This is a genomic window from Streptomyces sp. NPDC094448 (assembly GCF_044763775.1).
Classification (GTDB): domain Bacteria; phylum Actinomycetota; class Actinomycetes; order Streptomycetales; family Streptomycetaceae; genus Streptomyces.
The window spans coordinates 246,168-264,812 of sequence record NZ_JBIWGU010000010.1 but is presented as its reverse complement, the minus strand read 5'-3'; the positions used below and the strand labels follow the sequence as shown (position 1 = coordinate 264,812).

The following is an 18,645-nucleotide window of genomic DNA, read 5'->3' as shown; positions in this document are numbered from 1 at the left end:
GGCCCGGCCCCGCCCGGCACCCCCCGGCCCGGGGCGGGGCCCCCCCCCCCGGCCGGGCAACCCCCCCCCCGGGGGGGCGCCGCCCGGGGGGGTGGATTCCGCCCCGGGCGGCGCCGCCCGCGACCGTCGGTAAAGTGGACGGGTCGTATCACGCCCTTACAGGGGGAAGCCGGTGCGAATCCGGCACTGACCCGCAGCCGTGAGCCGTCGGCGCGCCGTGTCCGTGACCCCCAGGTCACCTCCGTACGCGCCGGGCAGAGTCGGAATGCCCTGTACGCGGCCGTGACCGGCTTGTGCCACCGGCAGCCGCCGGTGGCCGGCACCGTCGAGGAATACGGGGCCGGAGCCCTGGTGCGTCCCCGACGCGCCCGTGCCCGGATCCCGGCAGCGTCCCGCAGAGGGCGCGGGAAGAGGCACCACCCGTCATGACCAACGCCACCGCACGCCGCGCGGCCGTCGCGCTCGCCGTCTCCGCCGTACTCGGCACGGCCCTCGCCCCCGCCGCGACCGCCGCCACCACCCCGCCCCCGGCCGCCCCGCTGCCCTCCGGTCTGTACGGCACCGCCGACCCGGCGTACGACGGCGTGTGGCGGCAGTCGCTGGCGCTGCTCGCCCAGGACACCGTCGGAGTGAAGCCCGCGGCCAAGGCCGTCGACTGGCTGACCGGGCAGCAGTGCGCGGACGGCGCCTTCTCCGCGTACCGCGCCGACGCCTCGGCCGCCTGTGACACCAAGCTGCCGCGCGATACCAACGCCACCGCCGCCGCGGTCCAGGCACTGACCGCGACCGGCGGCGCCGAGCAGACCGTCGGCAAGGCCGTCACCTGGCTGAAGTCGGTCCAGAACGCGGACGGCGGCTGGAGCTACAACCCGGGCGGCGCGAGTGACGCCAACTCCACGGCCGTGGTGATCGGCGCGCTGGCCGCCGCGGGTGAGAAGCCCGCGGCCGTGGTCTCCGCGAAGGGCGGGAAGTCGCCGTACGACGCGCTGCTGACCTTTGCCCGGCCGTGTACGGGACCGGACGCGGGCGCCTTCGTCTACCAGCCGCAGATGCCGGGCGCCGTCGGTGACTCCACGGCAGCGGCGGTCGTCGCCGCGCAGGGTGCGGGCCTGGCCCCGAAGGCCGGTTCCGCCGGTTCCGCCGCCGAGGGCGCCGGCTGCGACAAGGCCGCGAAGGACCTCAAGGGGGCGGCCGTCAACGGTGGCGCCTATCTGGCGGGCGCACTGGCGAAGACCGGCCATCTGCTGACCCCGCCGATGCCGGGCGCCGAGGACTCCGCGCCCAAGCCCGACTTCGGGAACACGGCGGACGCGGTCGTCGCGCTGGCCGCGCAGGGCCGCACCGAGGCCGCGAAGAAGCCGCTGGAGTGGCTGAAGGCGAACGGCGCCGGGTGGGCGAAGGCGTCGGGCCCGGCGGCGTACGCCCAGCTCGTCTTCGCGGCCAACGCCACCGGCACGGACCCCGCGGACTTCGGTGGTACGGATCTGGTGGCGGCTCTGAACGCGACGGGTCCGGCGCCGGTGTCGGCGTCGCCGTCCGCCGACACCGGGAAGAAGGACGAGAAGGAAGAGAAGAACGACGACGGCGGCCCGAACCTGTGGTGGATCGTGGGCGCGTTCTTCGCGGCGAGCGCGGGCGCGGGCTTCCTCCTCAGCGGCCGCCGCAAGCCCCGCGCATGACGGCCTCCGCCGACCGCGCCCCTGGGCCGGGCCCGGCCCAGGGCGCCGGGGAGTCCGCCGCGGGCCCGCGCCGGCGGTCCGCCGCCGTCGCGCGCATCGGGGCCCTCGTCCTCGTGCTCGTCGCGGGGGCCGTCGGTGTGCTCGGTGCCGCCGCGCCCGCGCAGGCGGCCGGATACCGCTACTGGTCGTACTGGCAGGCGTCCGGCACCACCTGGACGTACGCCACCGAGGGCCCGGCGATTGCCCGGCCGCCGGACGGCGCGGTCCACGGCTTCCGCTTCGCGGTGAGCGCAGACTCCTCCGACGCTTCGAAGCCCCGGACCGCACCCGATTTCGCCGCGGTCTGCGGCACCACAGCCGCCGAGCCGGGCACCAAACGCATCGCCCTCGTCATCGACCCCGGCACCGCCGCCGACGCGCCGTCGGGCGGGCGGCCGCCCGCGCCGCGTACCGCCTGCGCCCGCGTCCACCCCGGCGCGACCGCGGCCGAGGCGCTCGCCCGGGTCGCCAAACCGCTGCGCTACGACGGGAACGCGCTGCTCTGCGCGATCTCCGGCTATCCGGCGACCGGCTGCGGCGAACAGATCGCGAGCGGATCGCGGAACGGCGAGGACGCCACGGCGAAGACCACGCAGGATGCCGCACCGGATTCCGCACCGGACCCCGCCGAGGCGTCCGGCGACAGCGACGGGGGCCCGTCCCTCGGTCTCGTGGCAGGCCTCGGTGCCCTCGCCGTCCTCGGCGCGGCAGCGTACGGGCAGTCCCGCCGCCGGTCCCGATGACCCGCCCCACCCCACCGGCCGCTTCCGGCCGCGCCCGCCCCACCGCCGCGTCCGCCGTGTCACGGCGGCGCGCGCCCGTCGCGGACCGGGCCAACGCCGTCCACCCGGGCGCCTGGTGGCTCTGGGCCATCGGGCTCGCCGCCGCGGCGTCCCGGACCACGAACCCGCTGCTCCTGGGGCTGATCGTGGGCGTCGCCGGATATGTGGTGGCCGCCCGGCGCACCGATGCGCCGTGGGCCCGCGCGTACATCGCGTTTGTGAAACTCGGGCTGCTCGTCCTCGCGATCCGGGTGCTGTTCTCCGTCCTCCTCGGAGCCCCGATCCCGGGGACGCATCTGCTGTTCACCCTCCCCGAGGTGCCGCTGCCCGACTGGGCGAAGGGCATCCGGATCGGCGGCCCGGTCCATGCCGAACAGATCGTCTTCGCCGTCTACCAGGGCGCCAAGCTGGCGGCCCTGCTGATCTGCGTGGGCGCGGCGAACGCGCTCGCGAACCCGGCCAGGCTGCTGAAGTCGCTGCCGGGTGCCCTGTACGAGGCGGGGGTGGCCGTCGTCGTGGCGATGACGTTCGCACCGAATCTGGTGGCGGACGTGGCACGGCTGCGCACGGCCCGCAGACTGCGCGGCCGCTCCACGGGCGGGCTGCGGGCGATGGCGCAGATCGGGCTGCCGGTGCTGGAGGGCGCCCTGGAGCGTTCGGTCGCGGTCGCGGCGTCGATGGACGCCCGCGGCTACGGCCGGACGGCGAACGTGCCGCCCGCGGTCCGGCACACCACGACCGCCCTGACGCTCGGCGGACTGCTGGGCGTCTGCGCCGGTACGTACGGGCTGCTGGCCGCCGAAGGGGCGGCGTACGGTATGCCCCTGCTGGTGGGCGGGCTGGCCGCGGCGGTCGCCGGGCTGCGGCTCGGCGGGCGGCGGACGGTCCGGACCCGCTACCGGCCCGACCGGTTCGGAGCCCGCTCATGGCTGGTCGCCGGTTCGGGCGCGGCGGTCGCCGCGCTGATGGTGTGGGCGGTGTCGTACGCCCCGGGCGCGCTGGAGCCCGGAGTCGTACCGCTGACCGCACCGGCCCTGCCGCTCTGGCCCGCGGCCGGTGTGCTGCTCGGCCTGCTGCCCGCCTTCGTCGCCCCCGTCCCCTCCTCTTCCCCCGTTGCCCAGGAGTCGCCGTGATCCGGTTCGAGAACGTGTCGGTGACCTACGACGGCGCGGCCGCCCCCACGGTCAGCGGGGTCGATCTGACCGTCCCGGAAGGCGAACTCGTCCTGCTGGTGGGTCCGTCCGGGGTCGGCAAATCGACCCTGCTGGGCACGGTCTCCGGTCTCGTACCGCATTTCACCGGCGGTACGCTGCGCGGCCGGGTCACGGTCGACGGCCGGGACACCCGCACCCATCCGCCGCGGCAGCTGGCGGACGTCGTGGGAACGGTGGGCCAGGACCCGTCGGCGCACTTCGTCACGGACACCGTCGAGGACGAGCTGGCGTACGGCATGGAGTCGCTGGGCACGCCCCCGGACGTGATGCGGCGCCGGGTGGAGGAGACCCTCGACCTGCTGGGCCTCGCGGGGCTGCGGGAGCGGCCGATCGCGACGCTGTCGGGCGGGCAGCGGCAGCGGGTGGCGATCGGTTCGGTGCTGGCCGCGCACCCCAAGGTGCTGGTCCTCGACGAGCCGACGTCGGCGCTGGACCCGGCCGCCGCGGAGGAGGTGCTGGCGGTGCTCCAGCGGCTGGTGCACGACCTGGGGACGACGGTGCTGCTGGCGGAGCACCGGCTGGAGCGGGTGGTGCAGTACGCGGACCGGGTCGTGCTTCTCGCCGAGCCGGGCGCCGCGCCGGTGACCGGGACACCGGAGAAGATCATGGCGGTCTCCCCCGTACACCCTCCCGTGGTGGCGCTGGGGAAGCTGGCGGGCTGGGATCCGCTGCCGCTGTCGGTACGGGACGCCCGGCGCCGGGCCGGGGAGCTGCGGGACCGCCTCGGTGACCCGGAGCCCGTCCCCGCGCCCCGTTCCGGCGAAACCGTGGCCGGACTCTCCCGCGTCGGTGTCCGGCACGGCCGGGTGACGGCCCTGCGCGCCGTCGACCTGACGCTGACGGGCGGCGAGACCGTCGCCCTGATGGGGCGGAACGGCGCCGGGAAGTCGACCCTGCTGTCGTCCCTGGTGGGGCTGGTCGAACCGGTGTCGGGCACGGTGTCCGTCGGCGGGCTCGTACCGCACCGGACACGGCCGCGGGATCTGATCAGGCGGGTCGGTCTGGTACCACAGGAGCCGCGGGACCTGCTGTACGCGGACACGGTCGCCGCCGAGTGCGCGGCGGCCGACACGGACGCGGACGCCGAACCGGGGAGCTGCCGCGCTCTGGTGACACGGCTGCTGCCGGGGGTGGCGGACACGGCACATCCGCGGGATCTGTCGGAGGGGCAGCGGCTCGCGCTGGCCCTGGCGGTGGTGCTGACGTCCCGGCCGCCCCTGCTGCTCCTCGACGAGCCGACCCGGGGCCTGGACTATGCGGCGAAGGCGCGGCTGGTGACGGTGTTGAAGGAGCTGGCGGCCGAGGGGCATGCGATCGTGCTGGCCACGCACGATGTGGAGCTGGCGGCCGAGCTGGCGCAGCGGGTGGTGGTGCTGGCGGACGGTGAGATCGTCGCGGACGGCCCGACGGCGGAGGTCGTGGTGGGCTCTCCGGCGTTCGCCCCCCAGGTGGCGAAGGTGCTGGCGCCGCGGCGCTGGCTGACGGTGGCCCAGGTGGGGGCCGCACTGTGAGCCCGGTGCCCTCCCCCCGGCCCGTCCGTCTCGGCCCCCGTTCCGTCGCCGCCCTCGCGCTGATCAGCGCCATCGGTGTGGCGTTCTTCGGCTGGCCGCTGCTCGCGGACGAGCGGTCCGGGGTGGTGGCGCATGCGGAGGACGCGCCGTGGCTGTTCGCGCTGCTGCTGCCGCTGCTGGTCGCGGTGGTGGTGGCGACGATCGCCGATACCGGGATGGGCGCGAAGGCGGTCGCCATGCTGGGGGTGCTGGCGGCGGTGGGCGCGGCGATGCGTCCGCTGGGTGCGGGGACGGCCGGCCTGGAGCCGATGTTCTTCCTGATGGTGCTGGCGGGCCGGGTGCTGGGGCCGGGCTTCGGCTTCGTCCTGGGTTCGGTGACGATGTTCGCCTCCGCGCTGCTGACGGGGGGCGTCGGGCCGTGGCTGCCGTTCCAGATGCTGGCGATGGGCTGGTTCACGATGGGCGCGGGGCTGCTGCCGGGCGCGGAGGGGCTGCGGGGGCGGGCGGAGACGCTGATGCTGGCCGGTTACGGGGCGCTGGCGGCGTTCGCGTACGGCACGGTGATGAACCTCCAGGGCTGGACGATCGTCCCGGGTATGGCGACGGGGATCTCCTTCCAGCCGGGTGAGCCGCTCCAGGACAATCTGGTGCGCTTCTTCGCCTATGTCGCGGCCACCTCCCTGGGCTGGGACCTGGGGCGGGCGGTCCTCACGGTCGTCCTCACCCTCACCGTCGGCCCGGCGGTCCTCGCGCTGCTGAGGCGGGCGACACGGCGGGCCGCGTTCGAGGCGCAGGTCACATTCGAGGGCGGGGACGGGAGTGCGGCGGGTGAGCCGCCCCACAGGGCGCCGAGGGTGTACGAGGAGTCTTCGTAGCCGTACGGGCCGGGGGCACGGCCGCCGACCGGCCCGGGTCACGGGGTGTGGCGGCCCGGACTGCGCAACCGCTTAGTAAGTGGGCTCGTTGCGACGGGGTCGGGCGGCGGCTAGAACTGATCCGTCGCCGGGCGGCGGGCGTTTCGCCCCGTCCGGGCGGCAGCCCCCGTCCCCGACGTCAGGATCCCCCTGTGCTGCGCTCCGCCACCGCTGTGCTCCGCCGCCCGTCCCGCCACGCCTTCGTGGGCGCCGCGCTCGTCGCGACGTCGGCCGCGATGGTCGTGGGCCTGAACCCGGCTTCCGCCGCCGCCGCTCCCGCGGCCGCCCCTGCCTCGGTTCCGGCAGCCGTGGAGGCGGCGTCCGCGAAGGCGGTCGCACAGAAGATGATCGGCGACGACGCGCAGTTCCAGTGCTTCAGCCGGATCGTGGCCAAGGAGAGCAACTGGGACGTCCAGGCGTCGAACCCGTCGAGTGGTGCGTACGGCCTGGTGCAGGCGCTTCCGGCGAACAAGATGGCCACGGCCGGATCCGACTGGAAGACCAACCCGGAGACCCAGATCGAATGGGGTCTGAACTATATGCAGGAGCGTTACGGCAGCCCGTGCGCGGCCTGGGCGAAGTGGCAGACCCAGGGCTGGTACTGATCCCGCTGCCCTGAGGCGAAGCGGCCTCGACCGGCCCGGAGGGCCCCGTACGGCGAACGCGCCGTACGGGGCCCTCTGTCATGTCTCAGCCCGTGGCCGGCCCCCGGCGGCTTTCATCAGCAGATGTCCCCGGCGGTACCGCTCCCCTTCGCGCGGTTCGCGGAGCATCCGCCCGACCTCGGTGAACCCGGCACCGGCGGCCAGCCGCGCCAGCTCGTCCACCGGCCAGCGCCAGGCCGCCGTCACCCGGTGGTCGAAGACCGTGACCGGCTCGCCCTCCGATTCGAAGAAGGCGAGCAGCAGCATTCCGCCGGGGGCGAGCACCCGGCGGAATTCGTCGAAGTACGGCGGCAGCTGCCGCGGTGGCACATGGATCACCGAGTACCAGGACACGATGCCCGCCGCCTCACCGTCCGCCAGTTCCAGGGCGTCCATGGAGCCGATCTCGAACCGCAGGTCCGGGTAGGCCTCCCGGGCCAGGCCGATCATCACGGGCGACAGGTCGACCCCGAAGGCGTCCAGGCCGAGATCGCGGAGGAGCGCGGTCACCGGCCCCGGACCGCAGCCCAGCTCGGCGACGGGCCCGCCGCCCGCGGCCCGTACCTGGTCGGCGAAGGCCTGGAGGAACGTACGGTCGAGGGAGGGGGCTTCGAGGTCGTCGCGGTCGAAGGCGGCGTAGGGCACGGCGAGGGCGTCATAGGCGTCGGCGGTCCGGCGCAGATACGAGATGGGCTCGGTCATGCGCAGGGACGCTACCCCGCCCGTACCGCGCCGGCCCGGGGAGCCCGGGCGCGGGTCGGTCGCCTACCCCGCCCCAACCCTGCGGCCGCCACCGCAGACGGCCCCGCCGCGCCCCCACCCGCGCTCCGCCGGCGGCTACACCCGCTGGATGATCGTCGCCGTCGCCAGGGCGCCGCCCGCGCACATCGTCACCAGTGCCGTCTCCTTGTCGCGGCGCTCCAGCTCGTGCAGGACCGTGGTGATCATCCGGGCGCCGGTCGCGCCGACCGGATGCCCCAGGGCGATCGCGCCGCCGTTGACGTTGACCTTCTCCAGATCCTGGTCGAAGACCTGTGCCCAGCTCAGTACCACCGCGGCGAAGGCCTCGTTGATCTCGACCAGGTCGATGTCCTTCAGGCTCATGTCCGCCCTGCCGAGGACGGTACGGGTGGCGTCGATCGGGCCGTCGAGATGGAACCGGGGATCGGCACCGACCGCGGCCTGGGCCACGATCCGGGCGCGCGGCTTCAGCTTCAGCGCGCGGGCCGTCCGCTTGGACGCCCACATGATCGCCGCCGCGCCGTCGGAGATCTGGGAGGCCGTGCCCGCGGTGTGGAGCGCGGCCGGCAGGACCGGTTTCAGGCCGGCCAGCGCCTCCATGCTGGTATCGCGGAGCCCTTCGTCGCGGTCGACGAGCCGCCACATGCCCTGCCCGGCGGCCTGCTCGTCCTCGGTGGTGGGCACCTGCACCGCGTACGTCTCGCGTTTGAACCGCTCCTCGGCCCAGGCGGTGGCGGCCCGCTCCTGGGAGAGCAGCCCCATGGAGTCGACGCGCTCCCGGGTGAGCCCCCGGTGGCGGGCGATCCGCTCGGCCGCCTCGAACTGGTTGGGCAGATCCACGTTCCACTCGTCGGGGAAGGGTTTTCCCGGCCCGTGTTTGGAGCCGCTGCCCAGCGGCACCCGCGACATCGCCTCGACCCCGCAGCTCACGCCGATGTCGATGACCCCGGCCGCGATCATGTTCGCCACCATGTGGGAGGCCTGCTGCGAGGAGCCGCACTGGCAGTCGACGGTCGTCGCGGCCGTCTCGTACGGCAGGCCCACCGCGAGCCACGCGTTGCGCGCGGGGTTCATGGACTGTTCGCCGGCGTGGGTGACCGTACCGCCGACGATCTGCTCCACACAGTCCGGCTGGATCCCGGTCCGGCCGAGGAGTTCGCGGTAGGTCTCCCCCAGCAGATAGGCCGGATGCAGATTGGCGAGGGCGCCCCCGCGCTTCCCGATGGGGGTCCGGACGGCTTCGACGATGACGGGTTCGGCGGCCATGGCTCGTCCTCTCCTGTGGGCTGCGCGGACGGTCCCGGCGCCCGCGCAAGAACTAGTACGCGTTCTAGTTCTACTGTCAGTCTTATGGTCGTTACCCCGGGTACGCAAGGGCCTTGCAAGCCCTTGCCGCACCCCTGCGGGACAACAGTTCCCGCCATGCCTCTTGCCTCTTCTAGAACTCGTTACTACCTTGCGATCGGATTCTGATGCACCGTCAGATTGCGGTACGGAGGACGGAACCGCGGACGGCGCATCGCGAACGGGCCACCGGCCGGCCGGCGGGGGGACCGCCGGCGGACCACCAGAGGACGGAACGGATCAGAGAACCGCGGATCAGAGAACCGGAGAGCTGCCGATGTCCCCCATGCCGTGTCCCCATCTGCCCGAGGGGTTCGACGTCACCGACCCCGACCTCCTCCAGTCACGCGTGCCGCACCCCGAGTTCGCCCTGCTGAGAAGAGTGGCCCCGGTGTCCTGGTGCGCCCAGCGGCACGGCGTGTCCGGGTTCGACGACGACGGCTACTGGGCGGTGACCCGGCACGCCGACGTCAAATACGTCTCCACCCGTCCCGAACTGTTCTCGTCCTGGACGAACACCGCGGTCATCCGCTTCAACGAGTCCATCCGGCGCGACCAGATCGACGTCCAGCGGCTGATCATGCTGAATATGGACCCGCCCGAGCACACCCGGGTCCGGCAGATCGTGCAGCGCGGCTTCACCCCCCGCGCCGTCAGCTCCCTCCGTACGGCGCTGAGGGAACGCGCCCTGAGGATCGTGGACGACGCGGTCGCGCGCTCCCGCGACGGCGGCTCCTTCGACTTCGTCTCCAGCATCGCCGTCGAACTGCCGCTCCAGGCCATCGCCGAGCTGATCGGCGTCCCGCAGGAGGACCGGTCGCAGATCTTCGACTGGTCGAACACCATGGCCTCGTACGACGATCCCGAATTCGCCGTCACGGAGGAGGCGGGCATCCGGGCGTCGATGGACTTCCTCTCGTACGCGATGAACCTCGCCGCAGCCCGCAAGGAGTGCCCGGCCCAGGACATCGTCACCCAACTGGTCGCCGCCGGGGACGCGGGCAACCTCTCCAACGACGAGTTCGGCTTCTTTGTGATCCTGCTGGCCGTCGCGGGGAACGAGACCACCCGCAATGCGATCACCCACGGGATGCACGCCTTCCTCAGCCACCCCGACCAGTGGGAGCTGTACCGGCGCGAGCGTCCGGCGACGACCGCCGAGGAGATCGTCCGCTGGGCCACACCGGTCGTCTCGTTCCAGCGGACCGCCACGCAGGACACCGAGCTGGGCGGACAGCGGATCCGGAAGGGCGACCGGGTGGGGCTCTTCTACTCGTCGGCCAACAACGACCCGGAAGTCTTCGAGGACCCCGAAACCTTCGACATCACCCGCGACCCGAATCCGCATCTGGGCTTCGGCGGCGGCGGACCGCACTTCTGCCTGGGGAAGTCGCTGGCGGTGATGGAGATCGACCTCATCTTCAACGCGATCGCGGACGCCCTGCCCGGTCTCCGACTCGCGGGTGAACCACGCAGGCTCAGGTCCGCCTGGCTGAACGGCGTCAAGGAACTGCGGGTGACCACGGGCGCCTGAGCCCACCGCGCGGACCCCGGCACAGCTCCGCCTGCCTGGAGGCGGACCCCGCCACGGATCCCGCCACGGCTCCGCCTCCAGGCACCGCGAGGACCCGCTCCGGGTGCGGCGCGGCCCCCGTCCCCGGGACCGCGCCGCACCCGGAGCCGTACCGCCGCACGGAAACGGCCCCGGGCCGCGGACCAGGTGTCCGCGGACCGGGGCCGCCCCCGGTGCCCCGCCGCCGTGCGGCCGGGCACCCTCCCGTCAGGTCGCCGACTTCTGGGCGACGGCCGTACCGCCCCCGCCGTCCTCCGGCGCGGTCACGTCCTCGGCCGCCGGCCTCTTCTCCGTACCCCCGAAGACACCCACGGCACTCTCCTCCGAGGTCCGGGCAGCGGGGACGGAAACCCTCACCGGGACGGCATCCCCCGACCCTGACCCCGACCCTGACCCCGGCCCCGACCCGGCCGGGGACCCGGCCGCGCCCGCGGCCTCCGGCAGCAGCGACCGCCGCCCCGACAGGACGTAGGTCAGACCGAAGCCGGCCCCGACCACGATCGCGCCGCCCACCGCGTCCAGGATCCAGTGGTTCGCGCTGGCCACGATCACGTACAGCGTGATCAGCGGGTGCAGCAGCCCCAGCGCCTTCATCCACAGCTTGGGCGCCAGCATCACGACCACCACACCGCACCACAGCGACCAGCCGAAGTGCAGCGACGGCATCGCCGCGTACTGGTTGGTGACCGCGGTCATCGCCCCGAACTCGGGATTCGACAGGTCCTGCGTTCCATGGACCGTGTCGACAAAGCCCATGCCCGGCATCAGCCGCGGCGGCGCCAGCGGATAGAGCCAGAAGCCGACCAGCGCCAGCAGGGTCGCGAAGGCCAGTGACGCCCGCGCCCAGCGGTAGTCGGTGGGACGGCGGATGTAGAGGACCGCGAGGATCGCCAGCGGCACCGGGAAGTGGAAGGAGGTGTAGTAGAAGCTGAGGAAGTCCGTCAGCCACTCCGCCTTCACCGCGGCCTGGTTGATCGCGTGTTCGATGTCGATGCCGAGCGCCTGCTCGATGGAGGCGATCTGCCGCCCGTGCTCCTCGGCGGTCGCCGTGGACGCGGTCGCGGCCAGCCGGATCTTGGAGTAGATCGCGTAACCGACCCGGATCGCCACCAGCTCCAGCAGCAGATTCGGACGGCTCAGCGCCCGCTTCCAGAACGGCAGCAGCGGCACCCACCGCCGGCGGGAGTCCGGAGGTGTGACGTACCGGGTCGGCAGGGGGTCCCGGAAATGCGGATCCGTACGGGACAGGAACGGTACGGCGCAGGCGGCCGCCAGCGCCGCGATCAGGATCGCGTTCTCCCGCACCGGCTGGAGCACCGCCAGATTCGGCAGCAGCATCTTGCTGGGGAGCGTCACCACGAACACCGTCAGAACCGGCCAGAGCATCCGGTCCGCCGCCTTCTTGCCGACCCGGCCGACGACGGCGAGCAGCAGCCACAGCAGCTGGTGCTGCCAGGTGGTGGGCGAGACCGCGACGGCGACACAGCCGGTGATGGCGACGGCGAGCAGCAGCTGCCCGTCCCGGGCGTAGCGGACCGCGCGGCGCAGTCCGAACCAGGTCACAGCGGCGGCCAGGGCCAGATAGAGCGCGATCTCCAGCGGGCCTTCGAGGCCGAGACGGAGCAGCGCGCCGTGGAGGGACTGGTTGGCGAGCCCGTCGGGACGGCTGCTGAGCCCGGCACCGGCGACATGCCGGATCCAGTACGTCCACGAGTCACCGGCCATCGCCGCCCAGGCCACGGCCGTACAGGCGGCGAAGGTCGCGGCAGAGGTCACCGCGGCGCGGCGGCGGCCGGTGAACCAGAGCAGCGGAACGAAGAGCAGGACCGTGGGCTGGAGCGCCGCGGCAACGCCGATGAGCGCCCCGGAGGCGCGTTCGCCCCGGGCGGCAAAACAGCCGAGGAGGACGAGGAGGACCGGGATGATGCTGGTCTGGCCCAGGTAGAAGCTGTTGCGCACGGGCAGCGAGAGCATCAGCAGGCTGATCGCGAAGGGTGCGGCGAGCAGCGCGCTGCGGCGCGACACCGGGCCGGGCAGCGCCCGGGCGACGATCAGGCCTATGCCGACGACGAGCAGCAGGGTGGCGAAGGTCCAGGCAACGCCGAGGCTCTGCTCCGCGCCGCGGGTGAGCGGTTTCAGGACCAGCCCGGCGAAGGGCGTGCCGGTGAAGAGGTCGGTCTCGTAGAGCGACCCCTTGACATGCAGTACGCCCTCGGGGCCGATCCACTTTTCGAGGTCGATGAGCCGCTCGCCGGGCGGCTCGCGCAGGACCACCGCCAGTTGCCGTACGGCGAGTACGGCGGCCAGTAGCCACAAGGCGGCCCTGGCCGCGCTCATCCTGGTGGCGGCCCCCTTCGCGGTATCACTTCCGCGCACGCTGTGCTCCGCGTTCGCCACGTCCCGCCGCGCCTCCTTTTCATCCCGTTCGTCCAGAAATACCGGTGTTTCCCGGTCCGGCGGCCGTCTCCACCTGCCGAAAAAGGTGACGGGCGCCCGAAGAAGCCTCGCATTGCCCGTTGGGTGAGACTCGGGCAACCCCCTCTTTGCCTGACTGTCGCCCGGTTTTGTTCGGTTGTCCGGCCGGACATCCAGGGGAGGGCCCGCCCGGGGAAGATACAAGACCTTCGCCCCGGCCATCCGTGCCGCTTATCACGCCACAGCGGCCGGATCCGCCCCCGGGGCCCTAGGTTGGGGCATATGACCGACGCACATCAGCACGGAACACATGAAGAGCAGGCAGCGGACGGGGCGGAAGCGCGCTGGAACGCCGTCGACGGCTATCTGACGGACCTGCTGGCTCCGGAGGACGAGGCACTGACACAGGCGCTGGCGGCGAGCGACGCGGCCGGGCTGCCCCGGATCGCGGTCGCCCCGAACCAGGGGAAGCTGCTCCAGTTGCTGGCCCGCGCCATGGGCGCACGGACGGTTCTGGAGATCGGCACCCTGGGTGGGTACAGCACGATCTGGCTGGCCAGGGCGCTGCCGGAGGGCGGCAGGCTGATCTCGCTGGAGTACGACGAGCGGCATGCGGAGGTGGCGCGGGCGAATCTGGTCCGGGCCGGTCTGGACGCGATCGCCGAGGTGCGGACGGGCCCGGCGCTGGAGACGCTGCCGAAGCTGGCGGCGGAGCCGGGCGCGGGCCCGTTCGACCTGTTCTTCATCGACGCGGACAAGGTGAACAATCCCCGCTATATGAGCTGGGCGCTGGAGCTGTCCCGGCCGGGGAGCGTGATCGTGGTGGACAACGTGGTGCGCGGCGGGGCGATCACGGACGGGGAGTCGCGGGATCCGTCCGTCCGGGGGACGCGCGAGCTGTTCGAGCTGGTGGCGCGGGAGCCGAGGCTGGACGCGACGGCGTTCCAGACCGTGGGTACGAAGGGGTGGGACGGGCTGCTGGTGGCCCGGGTGGTGGAGTGAGGCGGGGCTCCGGGCCCGGGGCGGCGGGCAGGGGTACGGGGGGCGGTACGCCTGGCGGGATACGGAGCCGTACCCCTGGCCGGATCCGGACCCCGGGCCCGGAGCGACGCTCACGTTCGGACATCGGTTCTTGCAAAGCAGCTGTCGGCGGTCACCCGGTGATCGGCCGGGCACGCGGGCGCGGCGCGGGCCGGTGGCGACCCCGGACCGCCGTACGAGGAGGGCCGGGCGGTACGGTCGAGGCTCCCGGGCGTTTCTTGTGCATCAGGACCGATCCACAGGAAACGACCCAGAGGTCCCTCTCTGTGAAGGATGTCCCGTGGCAAGCGTCGTGAAGATCAATGTTCTGACGGTCCCCGCCGAACAGCGCGAAGTGCTGGAGAAGCGCTTCGCGGCCCGCGCCGGATCGGTGGAGAACTCCGACGGCTTCGAATGGTTCGAGCTGCTGCGCCCGCTGGAGGGCACCGACCAGTACCTCGTGTACACGAGGTGGCGTTCCGAGGCGGACTTCGAGGCCTGGATGGCCGGTTCGATGCGCGGCGCCCACCGGCCCGCGGAGGGCGCTCAGGGCGGCCAGGGCGGCGAGCAGCCGAAGCCTGCGGCGACCGGCTCGACCCTCTGGTCCTTCGAGGTCGTCCAGTCGGCGGGCGCGCGGCAGTCCGACGCGGGCTGAGTCACCGGCCCCGCCGCGCTCCCGGCCCGGCGGCCACACGGTTCACCCACGGCCCGCCGTCTTGGCCTGCCGGGTGCCCCGCCCCGCCGTCTCAGTTCCCCGGCGGCGGCGGGCTCTGGGGCGGCCACGGCGGAGGGGCGTGGTCCCCCCGGGCCTCCTCGCCGCCCGGCCGCTCCTGGTCGGAGCCGCACAGCTCCGCGCTCAGCTCCTGCACCAGCTGCACCAGATCGGTGGGCCGGTCGGGCCCCCACCAGTCCCCCAGCAGCTCGGCCAGCGACTCCTCCCGCGCCTTCGCGAGTTTCACGGCGGTCCCGAGCCCCTGCTCCGTGAGCACGAGCTGGACACCCTCCCGGTCCGCCAGCCTCCGCTCCTCCAGCTGCCGGGCCGCGTCGGTGATCACATGCAGCGGTACGGGGGTGCTGTCGGCCAGCAGCCCCGGCTCCACGGTCCCGTGCCGCCGGATCCGCAGCAGCAGCCAGCTCGCCGCGGGGAGGAGGTCGTACCCCGCCTTTGCGGTGATCGTCTCGTAGATATGCCGCCGCCCCTCGCGGGAGCCCAGGACGGACAGCGCGCGGGCCGCCTCCTCGTGGGACGAACGCTGCACCGGATTGGAGGCGAGCGTCTGGCTGGGGTCGGGCGCGGTGACCGAGCCCCGCAGCCTGTCCTCCCGCAGAAACCAGGAGACGACGAACGCCAGCAGGACGACCGGGACCGCGTAGAGGAAGACGTCCGTGATCGCGGAGGCGAAGGCGTGCAGCACGGGCCCGCGCAGGGCGGGCGGGAGCTGGGCGATCGCCTGGGGATCGGCCGCCAGCTCACCGGCCCCGGCGCCCGGCGGCACCGGCCGGCCCGCGAGCACCGCGGAGAGCTTGTCGTTGAGCCCGTTGGAGAAGATCGTGCCGAAGATGGCGACGCCGAAGGAGGCTCCGATGGAGCGGAAGAAGGTGGCGCCGGAGGTGGCGACGCCGAGGTCCTCGTACCGTACGGAGTTCTGCACCACCAGCACGAGCACCTGCATCACCAGGCCCAGCCCGAAACCGAAGACGAAGAAGTAGAGGCTGATCTCCCAGTCGGGGCTGAACTCGGAGAGCCGGTGGAGCAGGAGCAGGCCGACCGCGGTGATACCGGTGCCCAGGACCGGGAACACCTTCCAGCGGCCGGTACGGCTGACGAGCTGCCCGGATCCGGTGGAGGCGATCAGCAGTCCGAGGACCATCGGCAGCATGTGCACACCGGACAGGGTCGGGCTCACCCCCCGGACGACCTGGAGGAAGGTCGGCAGGAAGGTCATCGCCCCGAACATCGCGAAACCGATGACGAAGCTGATCACCGAGACGAGTGTGAAGGTGCGGATCCGGAAGAGATGCGGCGGCAGGACGGGCTCGGCGGCCCGGAACTCGACGAAGACGAACCAGACCAGCAGTACGGCCCCGAGCACGGACAGGCCGATGAGCTGCGGCGAACTCCAGGCCCACGTGGTGCCGCCGAGGGAGGCCACCAGGACGAAGCAGGTGGCGACGGAGGCGATGAGGAAGGTGCCCAGATAGTCGATGGTGTGCCGGGTGGGACGGGAGGGGATCCGGAGCCGTGCGGCGATGACGACGAGGGCGATCGCGCCGATCGGGAGATTGATGTAGAAGACCCAGCGCCAGCTCAGATGCTCCGTGAAGAAGCCCCCCAGCAGCGGGCCGAGGATGCTGCTGGCGCCGAAGACCGCACCGAACAGGCCCTGGTAGCGGCCGCGCTCCCGGGGCGGCACGATATCGCCGACGATCGCCATCGACAGCACCATCAGCCCGCCGCCGCCCAGCCCCTGGAGCGCCCGGAAGCCGATGAGCTGCGGCATGTTCTGGGCCACCCCGCAGAGCGCGGAGCCGATCAGGAAGATCACGATCGCGGTCTGGAAGAGCTTCTTGCGGCCGTACTGGTCGCCGAGTTTGCCCCAGAGCGGGGTCGCGGCGGTGGAGGCCAGCAGATAGGCAGTGACCACCCACGACAGATGCTCCAGCCCGCCCAGTTCGCTGACGATGGTCGGCAGGGCGGTGGAGACGATGGTCTGGTCGAGCGCGGCGAGCAGCATGCCGAGCAGCAGCGCGCCGATGGCGAGCAGGACGCCGCGCCGGTCCCGGATCTCGCCGGGGGCCGGGCCGACGGCGTCCGTGCGCACCTCTTCCTGTGCCATACGGGTCTCCTCGCATCCGGAACCCGGCGACGGTCACACCCTTGTTCGCCTCTCCCATAGTGGAGCGAATGGGCCATAACGGCCCGCCGAGCGGAAGAGGGTGGCACTTTCGGCCATTGCTTTGTACCATGATTGAACAAAGTGGCTCCGCCCGTCTCCCTGACCGGTGGGCGGAGCCACCTTGAAACCCCGGTGGGCGCAAGCCCTCCCGATACCGGTGCGCGGCGGCACACCACCCCCGTGCGCCCCGTCGGCGCCGTCGGCCCCCCGCCCGTATCGCCTACGCCCTCATACGCCCCGCAGTGCGCCGCTGCCCTGCCAGGTCGGTCCAGGCCTCTGCACTTCGCCGCAGGAGTACGCCCATGCAGGCCACCGCCCTCACCGCCCGAGCCCTCCTCCTGGACATGGACGGCACCCTCGTCAACTCGGACGCGGTCGTCGAGCGCGTCTGGCGGGATTGGGCCGTCGGATACGGGCTCGACCCCGACGCGACGCTGAAGGTCGTCCACGGGCGCCAGGGGTACGCGACGATGGCGGAGCTGCTGCCCGACCGCCCGATGGCCGAGAACCATGCGGAGAACGCGGTGCTGCTGGCCCGCGAGACGGCCGATGTCGAGGGAGTCGTCCCGATACCGGGTGCCCCCGCCTTCCTCGCCGCCCTCGCCGGCCTCCCCCACGCCCTGGTGACCTCCGCGGACACGGCCCTGGCCACGGCCAGGATGGGAGCGGCCGGACTGCCGATGCCGGAGGTACGGATCACGGCGGAGTGCGTCGGCGCCAGCAAGCCCGACCCCGAGGGCTTCCTCAAGGGCGCGGCCGAGCTGGGCTTCGCCCCCGGCGACTGCATCGCCTTCGAGGACTCCGCGGCGGGCATCGAGTCCGCCCGTGCGGCCGGGATGCGGGTCGTCGGCATCGGTCCGCGCGCTCTGGCCCTCGGCCCCGATCTGCACGTGGACGATCTGACGCGGATCGACGTCACGGCCGGCCCGGACGGATGGCTCCGGGTACGGGGCCTCTGAACCCACCGCTCGGTACGGGGGTACGGATGCGGGCTGCCCGCATCCGTACCCCCGTACCCCTTGACCGGCAGTTCACCCGCGTACGGAGGCCGGACCGAACCCGGCGGTCCGGTCCGGCCTCCGTACGTCCCGTATCAGCCGGTGATGGCCTCGTAGAAGCTGAATCCGGCCAGGACCATCATCAGCGTGGCCGCGATCTTGGTGATCAGCTTCAGCGGTACGTACTTCATCAGCGTCCGGCCGCCGAGGATGCCCAGACCGGCCACGGCCCAGAGCGCCAGTACGGCGCCGAGGCCGACCGAGAGCGGGTTGTCGTACCGGGCCGCGAGGTTCGCCGTCATGATCTGGGTCAGATCGCCGAACTCCGCGACGAGGATCAGCATGAAGCCCGCCCCGGACACCTTCCAGAAGGACTGGTCCTCGGGCTGCTTGATGGACTCCTCGTCGTCGTCGGACTTCCTCAGCAGCAGCACCAGCGCACCGGCCAGGAACAGCGCACCCACCACGCCCTGCACCAGCCGGTGCGGCAGCAGGGTGAGCACGCTGCCCGCGGCGATCGCGAGCGCGACATGGACGGCGAAGGCGGCGGCGACGCCGGCGAAGACGTAGGAGGCGCGGTAGCGCGTGCCGAGCATCAGCCCGGCCAGCGCGGTCTTGTCGGGGAGTTCCGCCAGGAAGACGACGCCGAAGGTGATCGCCATAACGGTGAAGCTGATCACGGGTGGGATTCCTCAATCGGTCGGGCTGTCCGCGCCGAGAGACCGTGACCCGGGGCCGGACGGAATCCGTCACCCGGTGAAAGGGGTCGCTTCGGCACGGCAGCGTAGGAACACTGCGGCCGAAGGTCTCGCTGGCTGAACCGGTCGGAAGACCGGCAGCCTCCGGGCGCCGGCCGGGTCCGCTCTCACGATCG

15 protein-coding genes and 1 riboswitch are annotated in these 18,645 nt (G+C 72.7%); of the genes, 10 read left to right on the top strand and 5 right to left on the bottom strand.

Annotated elements, in window-relative coordinates; translation table 11 throughout:
* The first annotated feature begins 129 nt into the window (after window positions 1-129).
* Window positions 130-292, top strand: a riboswitch (cobalamin riboswitch).
* A gap of 133 nt (window positions 293-425) precedes the next feature.
* The 6 genes from ACIQ9E_RS21330 (at window position 426) to ACIQ9E_RS21305 (ending at window position 6,744) form a co-directional block, all read left to right on the top strand.
* Window positions 426-1,679 (top strand): prenyltransferase/squalene oxidase repeat-containing protein, encoded by a 1,254-nt coding sequence (locus tag ACIQ9E_RS21330; protein WP_403709240.1) that lies wholly within the window; start codon window positions 426-428, stop codon window positions 1,677-1,679.
* Window positions 1,676-2,461: an SCO2322 family protein gene (locus tag ACIQ9E_RS21325; protein ID WP_403709238.1), complete on the top strand. Its 786-nt coding sequence runs from the start codon at window positions 1,676-1,678 to the stop codon at window positions 2,459-2,461. The genes ACIQ9E_RS21330 and ACIQ9E_RS21325 overlap by 4 nt, the downstream gene beginning before the upstream one ends.
* Window positions 2,458-3,633 (top strand): CbiQ family ECF transporter T component, encoded by a 1,176-nt coding sequence (locus ACIQ9E_RS21320; protein WP_403709236.1) that lies wholly within the window; start codon window positions 2,458-2,460, stop codon window positions 3,631-3,633. Before ACIQ9E_RS21325 ends, ACIQ9E_RS21320 begins: the two co-directional genes overlap by 4 nt.
* Window positions 3,630-5,225, top strand: coding sequence for an ABC transporter ATP-binding protein (locus ACIQ9E_RS21315; protein ID WP_403709234.1), 1,596 nt, complete (start codon window positions 3,630-3,632; stop codon window positions 5,223-5,225). The genes ACIQ9E_RS21320 and ACIQ9E_RS21315 overlap by 4 nt, the downstream gene beginning before the upstream one ends.
* Window positions 5,222-6,100 (top strand): ECF transporter S component, encoded by an 879-nt coding sequence (locus tag ACIQ9E_RS21310; RefSeq protein WP_403709232.1) that lies wholly within the window; start codon window positions 5,222-5,224, stop codon window positions 6,098-6,100. The genes ACIQ9E_RS21315 and ACIQ9E_RS21310 overlap by 4 nt, the downstream gene beginning before the upstream one ends.
* Before the next feature lie 191 nt (window positions 6,101-6,291).
* Entirely contained in the window at window positions 6,292-6,744 is a 453-nt protein-coding gene (locus tag ACIQ9E_RS21305) for a transglycosylase SLT domain-containing protein (RefSeq protein WP_403709230.1), read from the top strand.
* 78 nt (window positions 6,745-6,822) lie between these two features.
* Here the strand turns inward: ACIQ9E_RS21305 and ACIQ9E_RS21300 are convergent, their stop codons facing one another.
* A complete protein-coding gene (locus ACIQ9E_RS21300) occupies window positions 6,823-7,485 on the bottom strand; it encodes a class I SAM-dependent DNA methyltransferase (protein WP_403709228.1) in 663 nt (220 codons plus the stop codon).
* Between the two features lie 135 nt (window positions 7,486-7,620).
* Entirely contained in the window at window positions 7,621-8,790 is a 1,170-nt protein-coding gene (locus ACIQ9E_RS21295) for a steroid 3-ketoacyl-CoA thiolase (RefSeq protein ID WP_366262943.1), read from the bottom strand.
* A gap of 364 nt (window positions 8,791-9,154) precedes the next feature.
* Between ACIQ9E_RS21295 and ACIQ9E_RS21290 the strand changes: the two genes are divergently transcribed.
* Window positions 9,155-10,402: a cytochrome P450 gene (locus ACIQ9E_RS21290; RefSeq protein WP_403709397.1), complete on the top strand. Its 1,248-nt coding sequence runs from the start codon at window positions 9,155-9,157 to the stop codon at window positions 10,400-10,402.
* A 246-nt stretch (window positions 10,403-10,648) separates the two neighbouring features.
* Here ACIQ9E_RS21290 and ACIQ9E_RS21285 read toward each other — a convergent pair whose 3' ends face one another.
* Window positions 10,649-12,838 (bottom strand): bifunctional glycosyltransferase 87/phosphatase PAP2 family protein, encoded by a 2,190-nt coding sequence (locus ACIQ9E_RS21285; RefSeq protein WP_403709226.1) that lies wholly within the window; start codon window positions 12,836-12,838, stop codon window positions 10,649-10,651.
* A gap of 300 nt (window positions 12,839-13,138) precedes the next feature.
* Between ACIQ9E_RS21285 and ACIQ9E_RS21280 the strand changes: the two genes are divergently transcribed.
* A complete protein-coding gene (locus ACIQ9E_RS21280) occupies window positions 13,139-13,858 on the top strand; it encodes an O-methyltransferase (RefSeq protein ID WP_403709224.1) in 720 nt (239 codons plus the stop codon).
* 319 nt (window positions 13,859-14,177) lie between these two features.
* Entirely contained in the window at window positions 14,178-14,531 is a 354-nt protein-coding gene (locus ACIQ9E_RS21275) for an antibiotic biosynthesis monooxygenase family protein (RefSeq protein WP_403709222.1), read from the top strand.
* Between the two features lie 91 nt (window positions 14,532-14,622).
* Here the strand turns inward: ACIQ9E_RS21275 and ACIQ9E_RS21270 are convergent, their stop codons facing one another.
* Window positions 14,623-16,713 (bottom strand): DHA2 family efflux MFS transporter permease subunit, encoded by a 2,091-nt coding sequence (locus ACIQ9E_RS21270; RefSeq protein ID WP_403709220.1) that lies wholly within the window; start codon window positions 16,711-16,713, stop codon window positions 14,623-14,625.
* Between the two features lie 362 nt (window positions 16,714-17,075).
* On the opposite strand from ACIQ9E_RS21270, the gene ACIQ9E_RS21265 reads away from it, so the two are divergent.
* The gene (locus ACIQ9E_RS21265) at window positions 17,076-17,732 is read left to right on the top strand and encodes an HAD-IA family hydrolase (protein WP_403709218.1); all 657 of its coding nucleotides are present in this window, start codon (window positions 17,076-17,078) and stop codon (window positions 17,730-17,732) included.
* A 134-nt stretch (window positions 17,733-17,866) separates the two neighbouring features.
* On the opposite strand, the gene ACIQ9E_RS21260 is transcribed toward ACIQ9E_RS21265, so the two are convergent.
* On the bottom strand, window positions 17,867-18,451 hold the full coding sequence (locus ACIQ9E_RS21260) for a TMEM165/GDT1 family protein (protein WP_366262933.1): 585 nt from the start codon (window positions 18,449-18,451) through the stop codon (window positions 17,867-17,869).
* Between the last annotated feature and the right edge of the window lie 194 nt (window positions 18,452-18,645).

Excerpts from the sequence above, each read along its gene's own strand:
- ACIQ9E_RS21330 (WP_403709240.1), top strand. The coding sequence starts at position 426 with ATGACCAACGCCACCGCACGCCGCGCGGCCGTCGCGCTCGCCGTCTCC.
- ACIQ9E_RS21325 (WP_403709238.1), top strand. The coding sequence starts at position 1,676 with ATGACGGCCTCCGCCGACCGCGCCCCTGGGCCGGGCCCGGCCCAGGGC.
- ACIQ9E_RS21320 (WP_403709236.1), top strand. The coding sequence starts at position 2,458 with ATGACCCGCCCCACCCCACCGGCCGCTTCCGGCCGCGCCCGCCCCACC.
- ACIQ9E_RS21300 (WP_403709228.1), bottom strand. The coding sequence starts at position 7,485 with ATGACCGAGCCCATCTCGTATCTGCGCCGGACCGCCGACGCCTATGAC.
- ACIQ9E_RS21295 (WP_366262943.1), bottom strand. The coding sequence starts at position 8,790 with ATGGCCGCCGAACCCGTCATCGTCGAAGCCGTCCGGACCCCCATCGGG.
- ACIQ9E_RS21290 (WP_403709397.1), top strand. The coding sequence starts at position 9,155 with ATGCCGTGTCCCCATCTGCCCGAGGGGTTCGACGTCACCGACCCCGAC.
- ACIQ9E_RS21280 (WP_403709224.1), top strand. The coding sequence starts at position 13,139 with ATGACCGACGCACATCAGCACGGAACACATGAAGAGCAGGCAGCGGAC.
- ACIQ9E_RS21270 (WP_403709220.1), bottom strand. The coding sequence starts at position 16,713 with ATGGCACAGGAAGAGGTGCGCACGGACGCCGTCGGCCCGGCCCCCGGC.
- ACIQ9E_RS21265 (WP_403709218.1), top strand. The coding sequence starts at position 17,076 with ATGCAGGCCACCGCCCTCACCGCCCGAGCCCTCCTCCTGGACATGGAC.